Below are 17,089 nucleotides of genomic sequence, written 5' to 3'. Positions count from 1 at the left end.
AAGGGCTGAGCACGATCGCCGTCTCGACACCGGCTTGGGCGCCCCGTAGGCGAACGAACCAACAGAGGTGTCACCGCCCGGTCAGCCGACAACGGCCGACCGGGCGGGAGCGTGTTCGGGCCTGTGCAGGTCGACCCGCGACCCGACCTCCGCGAATCGGCGCGCCGCTTTCTCCACGGTCGTCCGCCGCGGCGGACGCGCGACCGCGGCCCGAGCGGCCGAGGGCGTCGGAAGCGTGAACCACACGACCTTCCCGGCGTCCCCGTCCGGCCGCACGCCCCAGCTTTCGCTGACCGCGGCCACCATCGCGAGGCCGCGCCCGCAGGTGGCGAGCGTGTCCATGACCTCGCCATCCGCCACGACCGGCAGACGCGGGTCGTGGTCGCGCACCGAGACCGTCAGCCGGTCGAGCAGCAGCTCGATCTCGACGGTGCACGTCTTGTCCGGCCGGGCGTGCTGGTGGACGTTGGTCAACAGCTCGGTCACACCGAGCGCGGCGCGGTCTATCAAGGGATCCAGATGCCAGTAGCGCAACTGCGCCGATACGATTCTGCGGACCTGGCCGATCCGCGACGGCAGGGCTTGGAGCTCCACCGTGCAGTGCCTGCTTGGGTATCTGATCACGGCTGCGACTCCCCGACTGAAGTGGTCCGGAAGAACACGGAGTACGGATCCAGCAGGATGCTTGAAGGAAACGGCCGCCTGCTGTCGTGGCCGGCGGGGCTGGTTCGCAGCGTTATCGCCGGTAAACCCAGAGTGACGTGAGACCAGAGTGACGCAGGGGGTGCGGTACCGCAACTCGCGGTGACTCAGCCCTTACGTCCGGCAGCCTTCCGCACGGCCTCGATGAACCGGCGCGCGGCAGGCGGACCCGGCTCACCTGGAGCGGGGTCGTGATCGCCCAGAGTCAGTGAGTAGCGATTGCCGTTGAGGTCCGCCAGCGCCCGGTCGTCCGGCGAGAACCAGGGCTTGGACGCCCGGACCGCCTGCACGGGTGCGCTGTCGATCTCGCTGCCGTAGCTGGTGAGCAACTGCACCCTGCCGTCGCTGATCCGCACCTGTCCGGCCCGGGTCAGCGAGCGCAGCCGCTTCCCGATCCGCACGCCCGTTGCCCTGACCTCCGGCTCCGCCATGCCCCGCCCCCTTGGTGCGCGTCGGTGTGCCGGCTCGTCCTGTCCGGGCGTGGCCGGCCCTGGTCGTGATCCAGTGTGCCCCCCGTGCGGGATCGCCGTCCCGTCCGGTGCAGTCTGCCCGTGTCCCGCGTCGAGCACCAGTACGCACGTCACGCCTGACCGGGGGCGCTCGGAGCACTCGCGTGAATGCGCCCCCAAGGTCCCCGTGAGGCCACTGGCCCAGGGGTGCCTTTGAGGCTCTCAAAGAAGTGTTTATGCAGGTGAGAAGCGTGCGAAAGATGTTTATGCTCGAAGTGACGGCCACGCGAGTCGCCGTGGCCGAACAGCACGAGGAGCAGCGCCGTGAGCACCATCCAGCAGATCCCGTCCGGCGTGACCCTCGACGTCGACCACAGCGACGCCGCCTACCGCGTGTGGCTGAAAGAAGCCGTGCGCAAGGTACAGGCCGACGCCAACCGCTCGGCCGACACGCACCTGCTGCGCTTCCCGCTGCCGGAGCAGTGGGGCATCGACCTGTACCTGAAGGACGAGTCGACCCACCCGACCGGCAGCCTCAAGCACCGCCTCGCCCGCTCGCTCTTCCTCTACGGCCTCTGCAATGGCTGGATCCGGCCGGGCCGCCCCGTGATCGAGGCGTCCAGCGGCTCGACGGCCGTCTCCGAGGCGTACTTCGCGAAGCTGATCGGCGTGCCCTTCATCGCGGTCATGCCACGCACGACGAGCGCCGAGAAGTGCCGCCTGATCGAGTTCCACGGCGGCCGGTGCCACTTCGTGGACGACTCGCGCAGGATGTACGAGGAGTCCGCCCGCCTCGCGGTGGAGACCGGCGGCCACTACATGGACCAGTTCACCTACGCCGAGCGGGCCACGGACTGGCGAGGCAACAACAACATCGCCGAATCCATCTTCCGCCAGCTGGAGTTGGAGCGGTTCCCGGAGCCCGCCTGGATCGTCGCCACGGCCGGAACCGGCGGCACCTCCGCGACCATCGCCCGGTACGTCCACTACATGCAGCACGACACCCGCATCTGTGTCGCCGATCCGGAGAACTCGTGTTTCTTCGAGGGCTGGACCACCGGCGATCCGGACGTCACCTGCGGCCGCGGCTCCCGCATCGAGGGCATCGGCCGGCCCCGCATGGAGCCGAGCTTCGTGCCCGGCGCCATCGACCGGATGATGAAGGTGCCGGACGCGGCGAGCGTCGCCGCCGTGCGGGCCCTGGAGCAGGGCATCGGACGCAAGGCGGGCGGCTCGACGGGCACCGGCCTGTGGAGCGCGCTGAAGATCGTCGCGGAGATGGTGGCCGAGGGGCGGAAGGGGAGCGTGGTGACGCTGCTGTGCGACCCGGGGGACCGGTACCTCGACAAGTACTACTCGGACGTGTGGCTGGCCGAGCAGGGCCTGGACATCGCGCCGTACTCGGCGGCCATCGAGCAGCTGCTGGCCACGGGCGTGTGGCCCGAGTGACCTGCGGATACTCCCGGGTGGCCCGCGGACACTCCCGGGTGGCCCGCGGATACTAGGACGCCTCGGACGCCAGCCGCCGGTCCAGCGCGGTCACCGCGTCCCGGAACGCCCGGCCCAGGCCGGCCCGCGCCAGGCCGAAGGTGAACCGGAAGGGCGCCGTGCCGTCCACCGCGAACGTCCACTGCACCCGCGTGCCCGTCCCGGCCGGGGCGAGCCGCCATTCCTCGACCATGGTCCGCGCCCCCGGCGCGTTGGTGACATCGACGCGGTAGGCGTACACCTCGGGGCTCTTCGCCACGAGGATCGTCTCCTCGAAACGCGTACCACCCCTGAGCCGGACCTCGCGCCGGGCTCCGGCGTCGAGCGGCCGGGCCAGCGTCACCGCCGAGAACCATTCGGTCCAGCCCGACACGTCCTCGGCCAGCGCGCGGTAGACCGTCTCCGGGGGAGCGGTGATCTCCCGCGAGAAGACATGCCGTACGGGCGCGGACTCGACGAAGTCGAGTCCCACCTCACGCAGCAGGTGAGCCATGGACGAAACCCCCTATGCCGACGCTGCACCGGGCAGCGTCACCATAGCTGGCGCCCCGTCAGATGTCTGCACCGCGAGACGTCGCCGACCTCAGAGGTCCGCACCCTCATCGGGCTCGCCCGCCACCACCAGCCGCCGCAGATGCTCCGCGATCTCCGAGCGCGCCTCGGTCTCCAGACCGGCGTCCGTGACCAGCGTGTCGACCTGCTCCAGCGCCGCGAACGAACTCAGCCCCACCACACCCCACTTGGTGTGGTCGGCGACCACCACGACCCGGCGCGCCGACTGCACCAGACGCCGGTTGGTCTCGGCCTCCGCGAGGTTCGGCGTGGACAGGCCGGCCTCGACCGATATCCCGTGCACACCCAGGAACAGCACGTCGAAGTGGAGCGCCGCGATCGCCTGGTCGGCCACCGGGCCCACCAGCGAGTCGGACGGTGTGCGCACCCCGCCGGTCAGCACGACCGTGGCCGCGCCCTGCCGAGGGCCCGACGTGCGCTGCGCGGCGTGGAAGACGTCGGCCACCCGCACCGAGTTCGTGACCACCGTGAGGTCGGGCACGTCGACCAGCTGGTGCGCCAGCGCGTACGTCGTCGTACCGCCCGACAGAGCGATCGCACTGCCCGGCGCGACCAGCTCGCCCGCCGCCCGCGCGATGTCCTCCTTGGCCGTCAGCTCCAGACCCGACTTGGCCTCGAAGCCCGGCTCGTGCGTGCTCGCCTCGACCACCGGGACCGCGCCGCCGTGCACCTTCTCCAGCACGCCCTGCCGGGCCAGCGCGTCGAGGTCGCGCCGCACCGTCATGTCCGACACGCCGAGCTTTCGCGTCAGCTCGTTGACGCGCACCCCGCCTCTGCGCCGTACCTCGTCCAGGATCAGGGCGCGCCGCTGCTCCGCGAGGAGGTTCTGATTCTCGCTCACGTACGCTCCGGTCCTTTCGCCTGTGCCGTCCGCCATGCCCTGCGCACCTGCTCTGATGAGGACATTCTCGCTCCTCCCGGTGCGCGGGACGTCCCATACTCGCATGGGTCGGTACCGGTCGCGCCACTGGCTGTCACGACGCGCGCATGTCACTTTCGCATCGTCCGCTCCGCTGTTCTTCACACGGATCGGGGAGATTCCGTGACGAGAGGTGTAAGAGGGTCCCTGCGGGGAGATCCTTGTGCCCGCACAGACAGAAGCCGATGGCTCGTCACGGGGGAAGTGCGAACAGTGGAACATGCGCAGGAACGTGCCGCGAGAAACGGAGCGGACACGGCGATGGACGCTCCCGTCACGGGGCCCGAGGGCGCCAGGATCGCCCTGGAACTCCTGGTCCACGGTGTCGGCGGCACCACACCGCAGGACATGCTCGACGATCCGCGGACCGTGCGGATCACCGGCGACGACACGGCCGCCGTCTTCCGGCGGGCCGAGGACGTCGACGCCGAGGAAAGACCGGACGACTACCGGGGCGAACCGGTCCGCGAGGCATACGTCTGGTGCAACCTCACCTCAGGAAACAGCGCACGCGCCCTGTGGCTGCTGTTACTGCCGTTCATGGTGGTCAACCTCGCCCACTGGATGCGCCCCACCGCACGGGACCGCGACCGTACGGTGCGCCTCTACGGCCTCCTCGTGCGGCTCGCGGGCCTCACACTGACGGTGCTGCTGGTCGCGGCCGCGTGCGAGGTCGCCCTGGACCTCGCGGCCTGGCAGTGCGCCGGCACGCGCGCGTGCGCCGAGCGCCACAGCTGGCTGGGCTTCCTGTCACCCGTCGTCTCGGACGGCGGCTGGTGGAGCCACCCGGGCCGCAGGCTCGCGCTCGCCGCCGTGGTGCCGGCCGCGCTGACCGGCCTGCTGTGGTACCTCTCCCGTCGCACCTGGAGCGCGTACGAGTCCCAGCAGCCGATGTCCCGCGAGCCCGAGCCCGACGAGGAGTCCGGCCGTACCTCCCTGGGCCGCCCCGGCTTCTGGTACGGCCGTCGCCTGGTCGCCCGGCTGCGCGCCGCGCACACCGCCGCGGGCCTGCTGACGGTCGCCGCCGCGGTCGGCTCGGCGGCGGCGCGCTTCGACCGCAGACCCGGTGGACCCGCGCTCCTCGACACCCTGGGGTGGCTGCTGGAAGCGGCGATCGTTGCCGGGGCGGCCGTAGTGGTGTGGGTGGTCTGCCGCCGGGGCCGCAGCGAGAACCGCCTCGACCAGGAACTCGACGAGCATCTCGTACGACGCCTCCCGCTGGCCTCCCTCTTCCTGCTGGCGCTCGCCCTGGTGTACGCCGGGTGGGAGCGGCCGGGCTGGCAGTCGGCGGGCCGCCTCCCGGGCGACCCCACCTTCGGCGCCATCGCCTTCCTCCAAGGCCTGCTCGTCATCGTCCTCGCCGTCGTCGCCCACGTCCTGCACCGCACGCAGCCCGACCCGCGCGCCGCGATGCGGGGCCTGGGCGGACCGGCCGTGGCGATGCTGGCCTGCGCCCTCGGCGGCGTGATGTCCGGCGGGGTGTCCCAGCGGGTGGCCGACTGGCTGGACGGCACGGGTACGTCGATCGTCGGCCCGCCGGTCCTGCTGACCTGGCAGGCGTCCGTCATCCCACCGCTGCTGGTCCTCCTGCTGCTGCTCTGCGGCTGGCTGGCACGGCGGGCCTGGCAGCTGCGCCGCGCCGAACTGGGCACGGTGGAGCTCGACTACACCGGGGAGCCCCAGGACGCGGCACGCACCCGCCGTATCGCGAGCACGCGCGCGATGGCCACGCTCACCGACCGCGGCCCCCTCGTAGTCGCCGTCACCTCCACCGCGACGCTGCTGCTGGGCGCAGGAGCCCTGGTCGGCGCCCTGACGAGCGACGAGACACCGAGCGCGGCCGCCGACGGGGCGTACGCCTTCGTCCACGGCGCCGCCGAGACGGCGCAGGCGCTGGGTTCCTGGCTGATCGGCGTGGGCTTCGTACTCTTCGTCACCTGGGGCAGGCGCGCCTACAAAGACGCCTCCGCGCGGCGCACCATCGGCATCCTGTGGGACGTCGGCACCTTCTGGCCGCGCGCCGCCCACCCCTTCGCGCCGCCCTGCTACGCCGAGCGCGCGGTGCCCGACCTGACCTGGCGGATGGCTACCTGGACGCGCGCCGAGGACGGCCGCCGCCTTGTCATCTCCGGGCACTCCCAGGGCAGCGTGCTCGCGGCCGCAGCGGCCTGGCAGCTGACACCGGCCGACCGCAAGCGGGTCGCGCTCCTGACCTACGGCTCGCCGCTGGAACGCCTCTACGGCCGCTGGTTCCCGGCGCACTTCGGCCCGGCCGCGCTCAGTTCCCTGCACGCGGAGGTCGACTGCTGGCGCAACCTGTACCGGCTCACCGACCCCATCGGCGGCCCGGTCCGCCTGCCCGGCAGCTGTACCCCCACGGTGGACCGCGAGGCCCTCAAGGACCCCCTGGCGTACGGCCGTACCCCCGAACACCCCCTGCCCGCCCCCATCCTCGGCCACAGCGACTACCAGGCGGACCCGGCGTTCGCGGAAGAACGGGAGCGACTGCTGGCCCGGCTGCGTCCGGAGGTGCCGGCGCAACGGCCGCAGGCTGCGGCCGAGAGCTGATCCGGCGGCCTCGGGAGGGATCCGATCGGTCGGCGACCTCAGGGCAGTTCCGGCAGATCCTCCGCGTACAGCAGAGTCAGGTCGTCCGTGCTCGGCTCGGCGAGCTGGGCGACCCGGCCCGCGTGTCGCTCGACCATCGCCTCGAAGGTCTGGCGTGCCGTACGGCCGTTGCCGAACGCCGGGCCCTTGGGGATCGCCGTGAAGTACTTCAGCAGAGCCTCGGCGAGGCCCGGGCCGAGCCGGTACTCGTGCTCCTCGGCCTGCTGCTCCACGATCCGCAGCAGCTCGTCGGGGCCGTAATCGCTGAAGGTGATGGTCCGTGAGAAGCGGGACGCCACACCGGGGTTGACGGAGAGGAAGCGCTCCATCTCGGCCGTGTAGCCGGCCACGATCACCACGACCGCGTCGCGGTGGTCCTCCATCAGCTTCACCAGCGTGTCGATGGCCTCCTTGCCGAAGTCCCGGCCCGAGTCCTCCGGCGACAGCGCGTACGCCTCGTCGATGAACAGCACACCGCCGCGTGCCTTGTCGAAGGCCTCCTGCGTGCGGATCGCCGTGGAGCCGATGTGCTCGCCGACCAGGTCGACGCGGGACACCTCGACCAGGTGGCCCTGCTCCAGGACGCCGAGGGAGGCGAGGATCTCGCCGTAGAGTCGGGCGACCGTCGTCTTGCCGGTGCCGGGGGAGCCGGTGAAGACCAGGTGCCGCTTGACCGACGCGGCCTTGAGGCCCGCCTGCTGGCGGCGCCGGCCCACCTCGATCATGTCGGTGAGGGCGCGCACCTCGCGCTTGACGCTCTCCAGGCCCACCAGCGCGTCCAGTTCACCGAGGACGTCCTTGGAGGTCCGCGTCGGCTTCTCGGGCTGCGAGGCGGCGACGAGCGGCTCCTGCTCGGTCGTGCGCTGGCCGGGGATCGCGCCCAGCAGGCCGGGGGACTGGCGCACGGTCTGTACAGCGGGCTCCGGTGCCGGCGGGGGCTGCCTCAGGCCCGCGCTCTCGTCGCTGGTGCAGTCCTCCACGTCGGGTCCCACCCCGGAGGCGGCGTCCGGGCCGCCGTCCGCGAACTCGTACCCGCCGCGCGCGCACCGCTCCGTACGGCACTTCTTCAGCGTCGTACGGCAGCCGTCGATCACATGGAAGCCGTAGCCTGCGCTGCCCCTCACCCGGCAGTTCAGGAAGGTGCCGCGGCCGCCCGCCGAGACGTAGAACCCGGCCTCGGCCGGCGAGTCGACGGTGCAGCGCTCGATGGTGGGGTCGGCCCCCTTGGTGACGATCACGCCCGTCTGGGTGCCGTCCAGGGTGCAGTTGTTGAGCGTGCCACCGCTGCCGTGGTCCCGGAACCAGGCGCCCGTCGCCGCGTCCCGGATACGGCAGTCGTCGAGCTGGGCGGTGGCGCCGTCGCTCACCGACACGGCCGTATTGCGCACCTGGGACAGGTCGCTGTCGACGACGTCCGCGCGCGAACCGCGGTCGAGGACGAACAGGGCGTCCGGCACGTCGTGCACCCGGCAGGATTCCAGCACCGCGGTGGCGCCGTCGCTGACCCACACCGCCGGATAGTCGCCCGTGCTGTCGAAGATCTCGCACTGGTTGGCGTCCACGCGCGTGCCCGGATCCCACACCGACAGGCCGTTGCGCCCGAACTGACGCACTGTCGTGCGGGTCAGGGTCAGCACCGAGCGGGACCGCAGGTCGACCGCGTTCTCCGGGATGTCGTGGATACGGCAGTCGGCCAGGGTCAGCACGGCGTCCGTGTCGAGCGTGACGCCGTCGGCGGTGGTGCGGTGCACATCGCAGTCGGTGAGGTGGGCGGTGGCCCGGCCGGTGATCTGGACACCGGAGCCCCGCACCTCGTAGACCTCGCAACCCACCGCTTCCAGCGCGGAGTTCTCACCCGTGGCCGTGAGCCCCGAGCCCGAGGCGTGGTGGACCCGGCAGCGCTCCAGGCGCGGGTGCGCCCCGCCGCGTACGGCGATGCCCGCCTGGCCTGCCGCGACGACCTCGCACTCCTCGAACACCCCGCCCCCGCCGTCGAGTACGGCGATGCCGATGCCCGCGGGGTTGTCGACGGTGCAGCGCCGCACAGTCGGTCGGGCGCCGCCGCGCACCTCGATCCCGGCCGCGGACCGCGTCACGATCCGGACGTCCGACAGCTCTGGGGCGCCCTCCTCGACGAGCAGCGCGGGCGCCGCCGCGTCCTGGCCCTCCACATGCAGGTCCTGGACCACCGCCGAGGCGCGCACCGTCAGCGGCACGCCGTCCACCGGCGCGATACGCACCGAGCCCGGGGAGCCCTCGGGACCGCGCAGGGTCACCGCCCGCTGGACCACGAGGTTCTCCCGGTAGGTGCCGGGCGCGACGGTGAGGACGTCACCGTCGGTCGCGGCCTCCAGGGCGGCCGCGAGCGATGCGTACTCACCCGTGCGGCGCCGCCACCGCGATGTGCCGGTGTGCGTCACCTGGACCGTGCCCTGTGCCATGGCGTTGATGTGCCCCCACCTCGAAGTACGCGGGTTTCGCTGCCGAAGAGTTCAGCCGGTCCACCGTAGCGTGCGCGCGGGCGGTGGGTTGACCAGAGCCGGAAGGCCGTCAACTGCCGGTGCCGGTGCGGCCCCAGTCCGGACCCGCCTTGTCCCACGCCTGGTCCCAACGGGCGTACCGGCGACGGACCATGCGCCAGACGACCAGCCGTCTGATGCCCTCGACCAGGCCGACGGCCAGCAGGGCCGCGCCGAACCCGGCGAGCACCGCGTGCGTCGCCGCCGTCGCGGGGTCCAACGGGCGGGCGACCGGGCGGGCCTGTTGGTCCGTCCACATCGTGAAGCGCTCGCCGGGCTGTGGGGTGTCGAGGCTCGCCATGACCGAACCCTGGTGCACGCTGCCGTCCGGTGCGGTCCAGCCGGCCACGACCCTGGTTCTCAGGTCCCGCCCGGTGGTGACCTCGGGGTCCGCGTCCAGCGAAGAGCCTTCCAGCTTGCGGATCACGGTCGCCGTCACCAGGTGCCGGGACGCGCGCTGCTCGCGGACGGACTTCTGCAGAACGCCCTGGGCGGTGCCGCCGGCCAGGGCTCCGACGAAGGGCGTGACGACCAGGATCAGCAGCAGGGCCCCGAGGGCGACCCAGGCCTCGGCCAGGTCGGTCGCACGGCGCAGCGGATTGTGCCGCCAGCGCCAGAGTCCGCTGATCGCCCGCATCGTCCGCCCACCCCCTTCCCGCTCCGTGATAACCCCTCACCGAGCCGTTCACGCGCGGACCCCGCCGAAGAGAGAGCGAAATCACCTGAGTTCGGGTCCTCTCATGAACTTCTCACGAAAAGCCCAACGCGCGGGCACCCGGCCTCGGTTCCCGCGCACTGCCGCTCCGCCAGATCTTTCTCAGTCGAGGATCGTGACCGGACAACCGACCCGGATCGTGCCGCGGGGAAGCGGGAAAGGGGTACCAAGTTCTGGCCGAACACCAGCTCGCCGTCCAGCCGGAGGTGTCGGCCGAGGGTGTGCAGGGGCTCCCTGCTTGCTCGGCGGTGGCCTGCTCAGTGGTGGCCTGGTCGGGGGGCCTGGTCGGTGGTGGTCACCACGCACCGCCCGCACTTCTCGGGAACACGGGAGGCCACCTCGCCGATGATGAGGCGAGACCAATCGTCCTCGGCCCAGGCTGCGATGCCCGACACGACCACGTTCGGCCGGAAGCGGTTCATGGGCAGGATGCCCTCTTGCGCGTGATCATCCTGCGCGATGTGGGAGTCGAGAGCCTCAAGGGACGCTGTCGTGGTGAGCAGCAGCCGCGGGTAGCCGTCGGCGAAGCCGGCTGTCTCGCCCGGCCGGGCGTACTCCGGATCGACATGCCCGGCGCATGCCGGGGTCGCCCATCAACGCGAGTCGCACGTCGGCGCCGAGGCAGGCGCTGCACCAGGCATGCGCGGCGTCGTCCGCGGCGAGGACCGCCTCGACCTAGTCGCGGACGATCTCCACAGGCGCAGCGCCGACCGTCCGCGACACCGGCAAGGTCAGCGGGTCCGTGCCGGGCCTGGACAACCGAACGCCGCCGCCGGGCAGCAGCTCGGCGGCGGCGTGCGTGAAGCGCGGTCGTCGGCGCTCCGTAACGACCTGTCCCCGTCGTCGATCAGGACCCAGCGCCGATCTCCGGTCGGCCCCCAGGGCTCCACGACGGCCTCCCGGGGCGCGGTGCCCCGGAACGCCTTGACCGGATGAACGTGAACCGACCGCAGTCGTGTGTGCCCCGTGCGGCCGTCGTGCCAGGAGGGGCCGACAGCCTGGGGGAACGGGTCAGTAGCCGCGGTACTGCTGGTTGTTGTACGGGTCCTGGTAAGGAGCCGCGGCGGGGCGGGGAGCCGCGGGGCGCATCGCCTCGTAGCCCGTGCCGCCGGGCGCCACCGGCCGAGGCTGCTGAGCCTGCGGACCCGGATAGCCACGCGGCGCGGCCGCCTGCTGTGGGATGTACGCCGCGGGCGCCTGCTGTAGCGGAGCGGGCTGCTGTGCCTGCGGATATCCGTAGGAGGGCTGGGACGGGGCCGCCGGGAGGGCGGGCAGCGCGGACGGCAGCGCGGGCAGATTGCTGCCCGGCATGTCGTACGCGGCGGGGACCCGGATCGGGGCGATCTGCGGGGTGCCCCGCTCGGCCACGAGTGAGTCGTAGATCGGAGTGTCCGGGAAGGAGGCGGAGTAGTAGCCGCCGCCATAGGTGGAGCGGGGGGAGGTCATGGCGCATACGTTAAGCCCACGATGTGCTGGTTGGGGAGACCGATAAGAGGGTTGTTTTGCGTGTCCGTAGTGACGCCGGATCCCCAATGCGAGCGAACTTGGCAAAAAGGGACGCCAATCCGCGCTCGGATCGTGTAAATGCCGAGTTCCGGGCGGGTTACCGGGGGTTGGCCTCCGGTGTTCCGGTGACCGTCATGGGAGTTCGTTGGCGCGGGGAATAGGTTGGCCCTGTAAAGAAGCCAGTGAGCTGCCGGGACGTTACCTGGCGCGGTGACCCGTGATGGGGGCGGACATGTCAATGTCGAAAGGATCGAATGCTCCGGTGCCGACGACGGCACTGCGGGTCGAATTGGGCTGGCGCTCCGGACCGGGCGTGCCCGACGCGGACGCCTCGGCACTGTTGCTCGTCGGCGGAAAAGTGCGCTCCGACAGTGACTTCGTCTTCTACAACCAGCCGGTGCACTCCTCCGGCGCCGTCCGGCACGAGGGCAAGCGGGACGTCGGCGGCCGGGTGACCGACTGTCTGCTCGTCGACCTCGCGCGCGTGGAGCCCGCGATCGAGACCGTCATCCTCGCCGCCTCCGCGGACGGCGGTGCGTTCGGCCAGGTTCCGGACCTCTGCATCGAGGTCAAAGACGCCGCCCAGGGCACCGTCGTCGCCCGCTTCGACAGCACGGGTGCCACCGTGGAAACCGCTTTCGTGCTCGGTGAGTTCTACCGTCGCCAGGGTGCCTGGAAATTCCGCGCCGTCGGCCAGGGCTACAGCAGCGGCCTCGAGGGCCTCGCCACCGATTACGGCATCACGGTCGACGAACCCCAGCAAGCGGCACCCCCTGCGACCCCCGTGGCCCCGCCGGTCGCACCCCCGGCTGCCACGCCGCCACCCGTGGCGCCGCCGGTCACCATGGCGCCGCCCGCCATGCCCCCGGTTCCCCCGCCCGCGCCCCAGGCGCCGCCGGTCAGCCTGAGCAAGGTGACGCTCACCAAGGCCTCCCCCTCCGTCTCGCTGACCAAGCAGGGCGGCACCTCGGGCGCCATGCGCGTGAACCTCAACTGGCAGGTGCGCAAGCAGTTCTCGGGCTGGGCGAGCAAGCTGGGCCGCCCGGTCGCCATGCACAACGACCTCGACCTCGACCTGTGCGCCTTGTACGAGCTCACCGACGGCAGCAAGGGAGTCATCCAGTCCCTCGGCAACGCCTTCGGCGCCCTGCACCAGCCCCCGTACCTGCACCTCGACGGCGACGACCGCACCGGCGCCGTGTCCAGTGGCGAGAACCTCACCATCAACCTCGACCACCAGCGGGCCTTCCGGCGCATCCTGATCTTCGTGACCATCTATGAAGGGGCGCGTTCCTTCGCCGACCTGCACGCCACGGTCACGCTCACGCCGCAGCACGGCGCGCCGATCGACTTCTCGCTCGACGAGTGCACGGTCCCCTCCACGGTGTGCGCACTCGCCCTGATCACCAACACCGGCAGCGACCTGGTCGTCCAGCGCGAGGCTCGCTACCTGGTGCCCGAGCGCGGGGTGAGCCCGCAGCGCACGGTCGACTACGCGTACGCGTGGGGCATGAACTGGACGCCCGGCCGCAAATAGTCAGCCCTCGTCGGGCACCGCGTCCGGACGCGCGTAGGTGCGGCCCTTCCAGGCCGCGCCGCGCCCCCGGTAGTGCTGTACCGCGGAATCGACCGTCATGAGGAGGTAGAGGAACGCGGTGAACGGCAGCAGGGGAGCGAGCCACAGAGGCTGGCGGTAGTAGCGGAGCATCGGGGCGTACGTCCCCGTCATCACCAGCCAGGCGAGACCGCCGATGACCGCCGTTGCCGCATCCCCACCGGCCAGACCCGCGATCAGGGCCACGGGCGGCACCAGATACACCAGCGCGAGCCCGGCGACCGTCCCGGCCAGCACCAGCGGGTTGTGTCGCAACTGTGCGTACGCGCTGCGCGAGACCATCCGCCACAGGTCGCTCAGCCGTGGATACGGGCGCACGCTGTCCACTCGCTCGGCCAGCCCCAGCCAGATGCGGCCACCGCTGCCCTTGACGGCCCGCGCGAGCGCCACGTCGTCGATGACGGCGTGCCGGATGGCGTCCGGGATCCGCGCCCGCTCGGCGGCCTCGGTGCGCAGCAGGACGCAGCCACCCGCCGCGGCCGCCGTCCGAGCCCCCTTCTTACCGATCCGGCGGAACGGGTACAGCTGCGCGAAGAAGTACACGAAGGCCGGCACGACCAGCCGCTCCCACAGGCTCTCCACCCGCAGCCGGGCCATCTGCGAGACGACGTCGAAGCCCCCGGTGCGCGCCGCCGCGACCAGCTCCCGCAGGCTGTCGGGCGCATGCGCGATGTCGGCGTCCGTCAGCAGCAGGTACTCGGGCTCACGCGCGCGTGCCAGGCCGATGCCGTGTCGCACCGCCCACAGCTTGCCGGTCCAGCCCGCGGGCGGCTCGCCGGGGGAGTCCACGGTCAGCGGCAGTCCGCCGTGCCGCCGCGCGAGCTCGCGCGCCAGCTCCCCGGTGCCGTCCGAACTGCCGTCGTCGATCAGGAAGATCTCCGCGCGCCCCGGGTAGTCCTGGGCGAGCAGCGTCGGCAGGCTCGCGGGAAGTACCGCGGCCTCGTCGCGTGCCGGTACGACGACGCAGACCGACGGCCACTCCTTCGGTTCCGTCCGCCGCGGAAGTCTGACGTCCGTACGCCAGAAGAAGCCCTGGCAGAGCAGAAGCCACAGCCAGGCGGCGAGTGATCCGGCGGCAGTCCACGCGATGGCGCTCACGCGCGCAGTCTGCCCCACCGGAGGGGCCCGCAAGGGCCCATCGTCTATCGTGGCCGGGTGAAGATCGCGCTGATGGACTCCGGAATCGGCTTGCTCGCGGCCACCGCCTCGGTCCGGCGGTTGCGGCCCGACGCACATCTCGTGCTCTCCCTCGACCCCGACGGCATGCCCTGGGGTCCGAGGACCCCCGAGGACCTCACGCAGCGCGCCGTGGCCGTCGCGGACGCCGCCGCAGCGCACGGGCCCGACGTCTTGATCATCGGCTGCAACACCGCGACCGTGCACGCCCTGCCCACCCTGCGTGCCCGCCTCGAACCCGGCATACCGGTCATCGGCACGGTTCCGGCGATCAAGCCGGCCGCGGCCGGTGGCGGCCCCGTCGCGATCTGGGCCACGCCCGCCACGACCGGCAGCCCCTACCAGCGCGGTCTCATCGAAGACTTCGCCGGTGGCGTGGCCGTCACCGAGGTGCCGTGCTTCGGGCTGGCCGAGGCCGTCGAGCACGCGGACGAGACGGCGATCGAGGCCGCCGTCGCCGCGGCCGCCGCCCTGACCCCCAAGGACGTGACGACCGTCGTCCTGGGCTGCACGCACTACGAGCTCGTCGCCGAGCGCATCCGCACCGCCGTCCAGCGTCCCGGCTTCCCGCCGCTCGTCCTGCACGGCTCCGCCGGCGCGGTCGCGGCCCAGGCGCTGCGCCGGATCGGCGAGCAGCCGGCCCCCGGGGCCGAGGCGAACGGCACCCTGACGGTGTTGCTGAGCGGCCGCGAGGGTGCGCTGCCCGAGCCCGCTCTCGCCTATGAGGAAGGCCGTCTCCTGCGGGAGATCAGCCCCGCTCGCTGACCGACTGTCGCGAAACGGACGGCGTCGGTTCGTCCGGGCCTCGGTCGGCGTAGTCACCCTTTGCAGCGCGGTACCAACGCAGCGAAACCTGAGTAACCTCATAGCCATGAGGGACCACCCCCACAGCGCGCAGCCGCACCCCGATGTCTGGACCGGCCGGGCGACCAACCGGGTCCAGTGGCTGCTGGCGCTCGTCGGTGCCGCCTGCATGGCGCTCGGGGTCGAGCTGGCTGTCGACTCGCCGTGGACGGGCGGCATCGCCCCGCTCGCGATGGCCGTCATCGGCTGCATCGCGGCCGGACTGCTGGTCCTCTTCGGCACCCTGGCGTTCGTGCATGTCGCCCTGAAGGTCGACCAGGAGTGCCTCGAGGTGCGCTGCGGCCACATCGGTGTGCCGCGCCGCCGCATTCCGCTGTCCGAGGTCGCGGGCGCCGACTTCGTCGCGCACGTCACCCCGCGTCACTGGGGTGGCTGGGGCTACCGGTGGCGGCCCGAGAAGGGCACCGCGGTCGTCGTACGGCGTGGTGAGGGCTTGGTCCTGCGGATGTGGGACGGCCATACGTTCACGATCACCGTGGACGACGCGGAGGCGGCCGTACGGGTGATCAGGGGTCGCCTGCGGACGCGGGCACCCGGCACGGCGCACTGAATCAAGGGCCCTGCCGCCACCGCGGGGGAGGGGCTTCGGAGTCATGTGTGCGGCCCACCCCCCTTCGTCGCACACCGCGTCATGGGATCAAACGCTCGCCACGCGCGCGTACGTCGATCTCGCTCTCCCTCGGTCCGTGGGTGACGGGACGTGCCGTGGCAAGCCCCGCCAGCAGGCCCGCGCCCACCGACACCGCGGTGAAGCTGAGCGCGTTGCCGACCGCGGCGATGGCCGCCAGTGCCGTCAGGGCCGCGCCCGCGGTGAGGGCCACCGGGGTGGAGCGCGTGGTGCGCCACAGCGCGAACAGCATCCAGCAGAAGGCCGCCGCCAGGAGGATGACGCCGACCACTCCCTGTTCCGCCGCCTGCTGCAGGGGCGCCGAGTGCGGCTTGCCGTCGGACAGAAGCGTCTCGGTGGCCGTCGTACTGAGTTCTCCGAAGCGTCCCGGGCCCACCCCCAGGGTGGGTTCCTGGCCCGTCAGGTGCAGGGCGTCGTGCCACAGCTGGACCCGGTGCCGCGTCAGCCGGCCCTCGAGCCAGTCGGCGATTCCGCCGGGCACCGCGTGCCCGGCGACCGCCCAGGTCAGACCGGTGACCGAGGTCGCGCCCACGGCCAGCCCCGCGATGCCCATGCCGCGGTGGCGGATGTGACCGGCGGCGAGCGAGCACAGCACGACAGCGGTACAGGTGACGAAGCCGGAGGTCGAGCCGAGGGCGCCGGCCGTCACCGCGATTCCTGCGGCCAGCGCGCGCAGGCCCAGTCGCAGGGCCGGTGCCGTGGCGGCCCAGGCGGCGCAGCACGCGGCGCCGGCGGAGAGGGTCAGTACGGCGGCCGTGGCACCGGCGTGGCCCAGCGGGGCGACGATCTGCGGACCGGGGGCGAGGTGCGGTACGGCCAGCGTCAGGGCCACTCCGGCCAGCGCTCCGGCGCAGGGCGCGGCGACCGGCAGCAGCGCCCCGCCGATCCGGCCCGCGGCATACCCGGCGGCCACGGCGAGGATCGCGAGCAGCACGCCCTCGGGGCGGCCGTCGTGCACGGCGGCCGAGATCAGCGACCAGGCGGCGCATGCCCCCAGCACGACCACGCCCGCCGCATCAGAAACGTTTCGTCTGTCGCCGTCCTCATCCGGACCTGCCGCAGACGTCATCCCCGTGACATCCACCCCGCCCCCCGAAAAACCGGTCCCCCGACCTGTGACGGCCCCGCCGTCCGGACATGACCTGACCTGCCGGTACGACTGAGCTCCGGCATACCGTAACGGCTGATGGGCGATTTGTGGACGTGTCGTGCAGGAACGATGCGTCGCCTGAGCGCCGCGGGGTCGGCGACGGCGTCCGCGCGGGACGGTCGGCCGACGACTGCGCGGCGTCTCCGGTAGCGGAACCGCGCCCGCAGCGGACCTTGCC

The 17,089-nt window shown here is 72.1% G+C and carries 14 protein-coding genes and 1 pseudogene; 5 read left to right on the top strand and 10 right to left on the bottom strand.

The genetic code is table 11. The features are described from left to right. Positions 1–81: 81 nt before the first annotated feature. Both AB5J49_RS03645 and AB5J49_RS03640 read right to left on the bottom strand, forming a co-directional pair. On the bottom strand, positions 82–624 hold the full coding sequence (locus tag AB5J49_RS03645) for an ATP-binding protein (protein ID WP_369167014.1): 543 nt from the start codon (positions 622–624) through the stop codon (positions 82–84). Between the two features lie 185 nt (positions 625–809). Further along, positions 810–1,133, bottom strand: a complete 324-nt coding sequence (locus AB5J49_RS03640; RefSeq protein WP_369167013.1) for a hypothetical protein — start codon at positions 1,131–1,133, stop codon at positions 810–812. A 342-nt stretch (positions 1,134–1,475) separates the two neighbouring features. Here AB5J49_RS03640 and AB5J49_RS03635 point away from each other — a divergent pair, with 342 nt between their 5' ends. Further along, the gene (locus tag AB5J49_RS03635; RefSeq protein ID WP_369167012.1) at positions 1,476–2,600 is read left to right on the top strand and encodes a PLP-dependent cysteine synthase family protein; all 1,125 of its coding nucleotides are present in this window, start codon (positions 1,476–1,478) and stop codon (positions 2,598–2,600) included. A 52-nt stretch (positions 2,601–2,652) separates the two neighbouring features. Here the strand turns inward: AB5J49_RS03635 and AB5J49_RS03630 are convergent, their stop codons facing one another. Both AB5J49_RS03630 and AB5J49_RS03625 read right to left on the bottom strand, forming a co-directional pair. Next, positions 2,653–3,132, bottom strand: coding sequence for an SRPBCC family protein (locus AB5J49_RS03630; protein WP_369167011.1), 480 nt, complete (start codon positions 3,130–3,132; stop codon positions 2,653–2,655). Positions 3,133–3,222: 90 nt separating this feature from the next. Next, complete coding sequence (locus AB5J49_RS03625) at positions 3,223–4,053, bottom strand: DeoR/GlpR family DNA-binding transcription regulator (protein WP_369167010.1); 831 nt, start codon at positions 4,051–4,053, stop codon at positions 3,223–3,225. Positions 4,054–4,392: 339 nt separating this feature from the next. On the opposite strand from AB5J49_RS03625, the gene AB5J49_RS03620 reads away from it, so the two are divergent. Continuing rightward, complete coding sequence (locus AB5J49_RS03620) at positions 4,393–6,699, top strand: hypothetical protein (RefSeq protein WP_369167009.1); 2,307 nt, start codon at positions 4,393–4,395, stop codon at positions 6,697–6,699. Between the two features lie 38 nt (positions 6,700–6,737). Here the strand turns inward: AB5J49_RS03620 and AB5J49_RS03615 are convergent, their stop codons facing one another. The 4 genes and pseudogenes from AB5J49_RS03615 to AB5J49_RS03600 all read right to left on the bottom strand — a co-directional run bounded on the left by AB5J49_RS03615 (position 6,738) and on the right by AB5J49_RS03600 (position 11,418). Continuing rightward, positions 6,738–9,179: a right-handed parallel beta-helix repeat-containing protein gene (locus AB5J49_RS03615; protein WP_369167008.1), complete on the bottom strand. Its 2,442-nt coding sequence runs from the start codon at positions 9,177–9,179 to the stop codon at positions 6,738–6,740. 109 nt (positions 9,180–9,288) lie between these two features. Next, complete coding sequence (locus AB5J49_RS03610; RefSeq protein WP_369167007.1) at positions 9,289–9,894, bottom strand: hypothetical protein; 606 nt, start codon at positions 9,892–9,894, stop codon at positions 9,289–9,291. A gap of 180 nt (positions 9,895–10,074) precedes the next feature. Continuing rightward, positions 10,075–10,925: pseudogene (locus AB5J49_RS03605) on the bottom strand (MOSC domain-containing protein). A 58-nt stretch (positions 10,926–10,983) separates the two neighbouring features. Then, positions 10,984–11,418 carry a DUF6643 family protein gene (locus AB5J49_RS03600; protein WP_369167006.1) on the bottom strand — a complete coding sequence of 145 codons (435 nt, stop codon included), beginning with the start codon at positions 11,416–11,418 and terminating at the stop codon, positions 10,984–10,986. Between the two features lie 298 nt (positions 11,419–11,716). Here AB5J49_RS03600 and AB5J49_RS03595 point away from each other — a divergent pair, with 298 nt between their 5' ends. Then, positions 11,717–13,015, top strand: coding sequence for a TerD family protein (locus tag AB5J49_RS03595; protein WP_369175032.1), 1,299 nt, complete (start codon positions 11,717–11,719; stop codon positions 13,013–13,015). Here AB5J49_RS03595 and AB5J49_RS03590 read toward each other — a convergent pair whose 3' ends face one another. Next, positions 13,016–14,209: a glycosyltransferase gene (locus AB5J49_RS03590; protein ID WP_369175031.1), complete on the bottom strand. Its 1,194-nt coding sequence runs from the start codon at positions 14,207–14,209 to the stop codon at positions 13,016–13,018. A 39-nt stretch (positions 14,210–14,248) separates the two neighbouring features. Between AB5J49_RS03590 and AB5J49_RS03585 the strand changes: the two genes are divergently transcribed. Then, complete coding sequence (locus AB5J49_RS03585; protein WP_369167005.1) at positions 14,249–15,034, top strand: glutamate racemase; 786 nt, start codon at positions 14,249–14,251, stop codon at positions 15,032–15,034. 106 nt (positions 15,035–15,140) lie between these two features. Further along, complete coding sequence (locus AB5J49_RS03580) at positions 15,141–15,683, top strand: hypothetical protein (RefSeq protein WP_369167004.1); 543 nt, start codon at positions 15,141–15,143, stop codon at positions 15,681–15,683. A 79-nt stretch (positions 15,684–15,762) separates the two neighbouring features. Here the strand turns inward: AB5J49_RS03580 and AB5J49_RS03575 are convergent, their stop codons facing one another. Next, positions 15,763–16,830 carry an O-antigen ligase family protein gene (locus tag AB5J49_RS03575; RefSeq protein ID WP_369167003.1) on the bottom strand — a complete coding sequence of 356 codons (1,068 nt, stop codon included), beginning with the start codon at positions 16,828–16,830 and terminating at the stop codon, positions 15,763–15,765. Positions 16,831–17,089: the final 259 nt, after the last annotated feature.

Origin of the sequence: Streptomyces sp. R28, from assembly GCF_041052385.1 — a bacterium.
GTDB lineage: Bacteria > Actinomycetota > Actinomycetes > Streptomycetales > Streptomycetaceae > Streptomyces.
The sequence above is the reverse complement of the archived record's forward strand: the minus strand, read 5'-3'. Positions and strand labels throughout refer to the sequence as shown.

What these genes read in the sequence shown, in the direction of transcription:
- AB5J49_RS03615 (WP_369167008.1), bottom strand. Translation starts at nt 9,179, where the DNA reads ATGGCACAGGGCACGGTCCAGGTGACGCACACCGGCACATCGCGGTGG.
- AB5J49_RS03580 (WP_369167004.1), top strand. Translation starts at nt 15,141, where the DNA reads ATGAGGGACCACCCCCACAGCGCGCAGCCGCACCCCGATGTCTGGACC.
- AB5J49_RS03610 (WP_369167007.1), bottom strand. Translation starts at nt 9,894, where the DNA reads ATGCGGGCGATCAGCGGACTCTGGCGCTGGCGGCACAATCCGCTGCGC.
- AB5J49_RS03595 (WP_369175032.1), top strand. Translation starts at nt 11,717, where the DNA reads ATGTCGAAAGGATCGAATGCTCCGGTGCCGACGACGGCACTGCGGGTC.
- AB5J49_RS03575 (WP_369167003.1), bottom strand. Translation starts at nt 16,830, where the DNA reads ATGACGTCTGCGGCAGGTCCGGATGAGGACGGCGACAGACGAAACGTT.
- AB5J49_RS03640 (WP_369167013.1), bottom strand. Translation starts at nt 1,133, where the DNA reads ATGGCGGAGCCGGAGGTCAGGGCAACGGGCGTGCGGATCGGGAAGCGG.
- AB5J49_RS03620 (WP_369167009.1), top strand. Translation starts at nt 4,393, where the DNA reads ATGGACGCTCCCGTCACGGGGCCCGAGGGCGCCAGGATCGCCCTGGAA.
- AB5J49_RS03630 (WP_369167011.1), bottom strand. Translation starts at nt 3,132, where the DNA reads ATGGCTCACCTGCTGCGTGAGGTGGGACTCGACTTCGTCGAGTCCGCG.
- AB5J49_RS03600 (WP_369167006.1), bottom strand. Translation starts at nt 11,418, where the DNA reads ATGACCTCCCCCCGCTCCACCTATGGCGGCGGCTACTACTCCGCCTCC.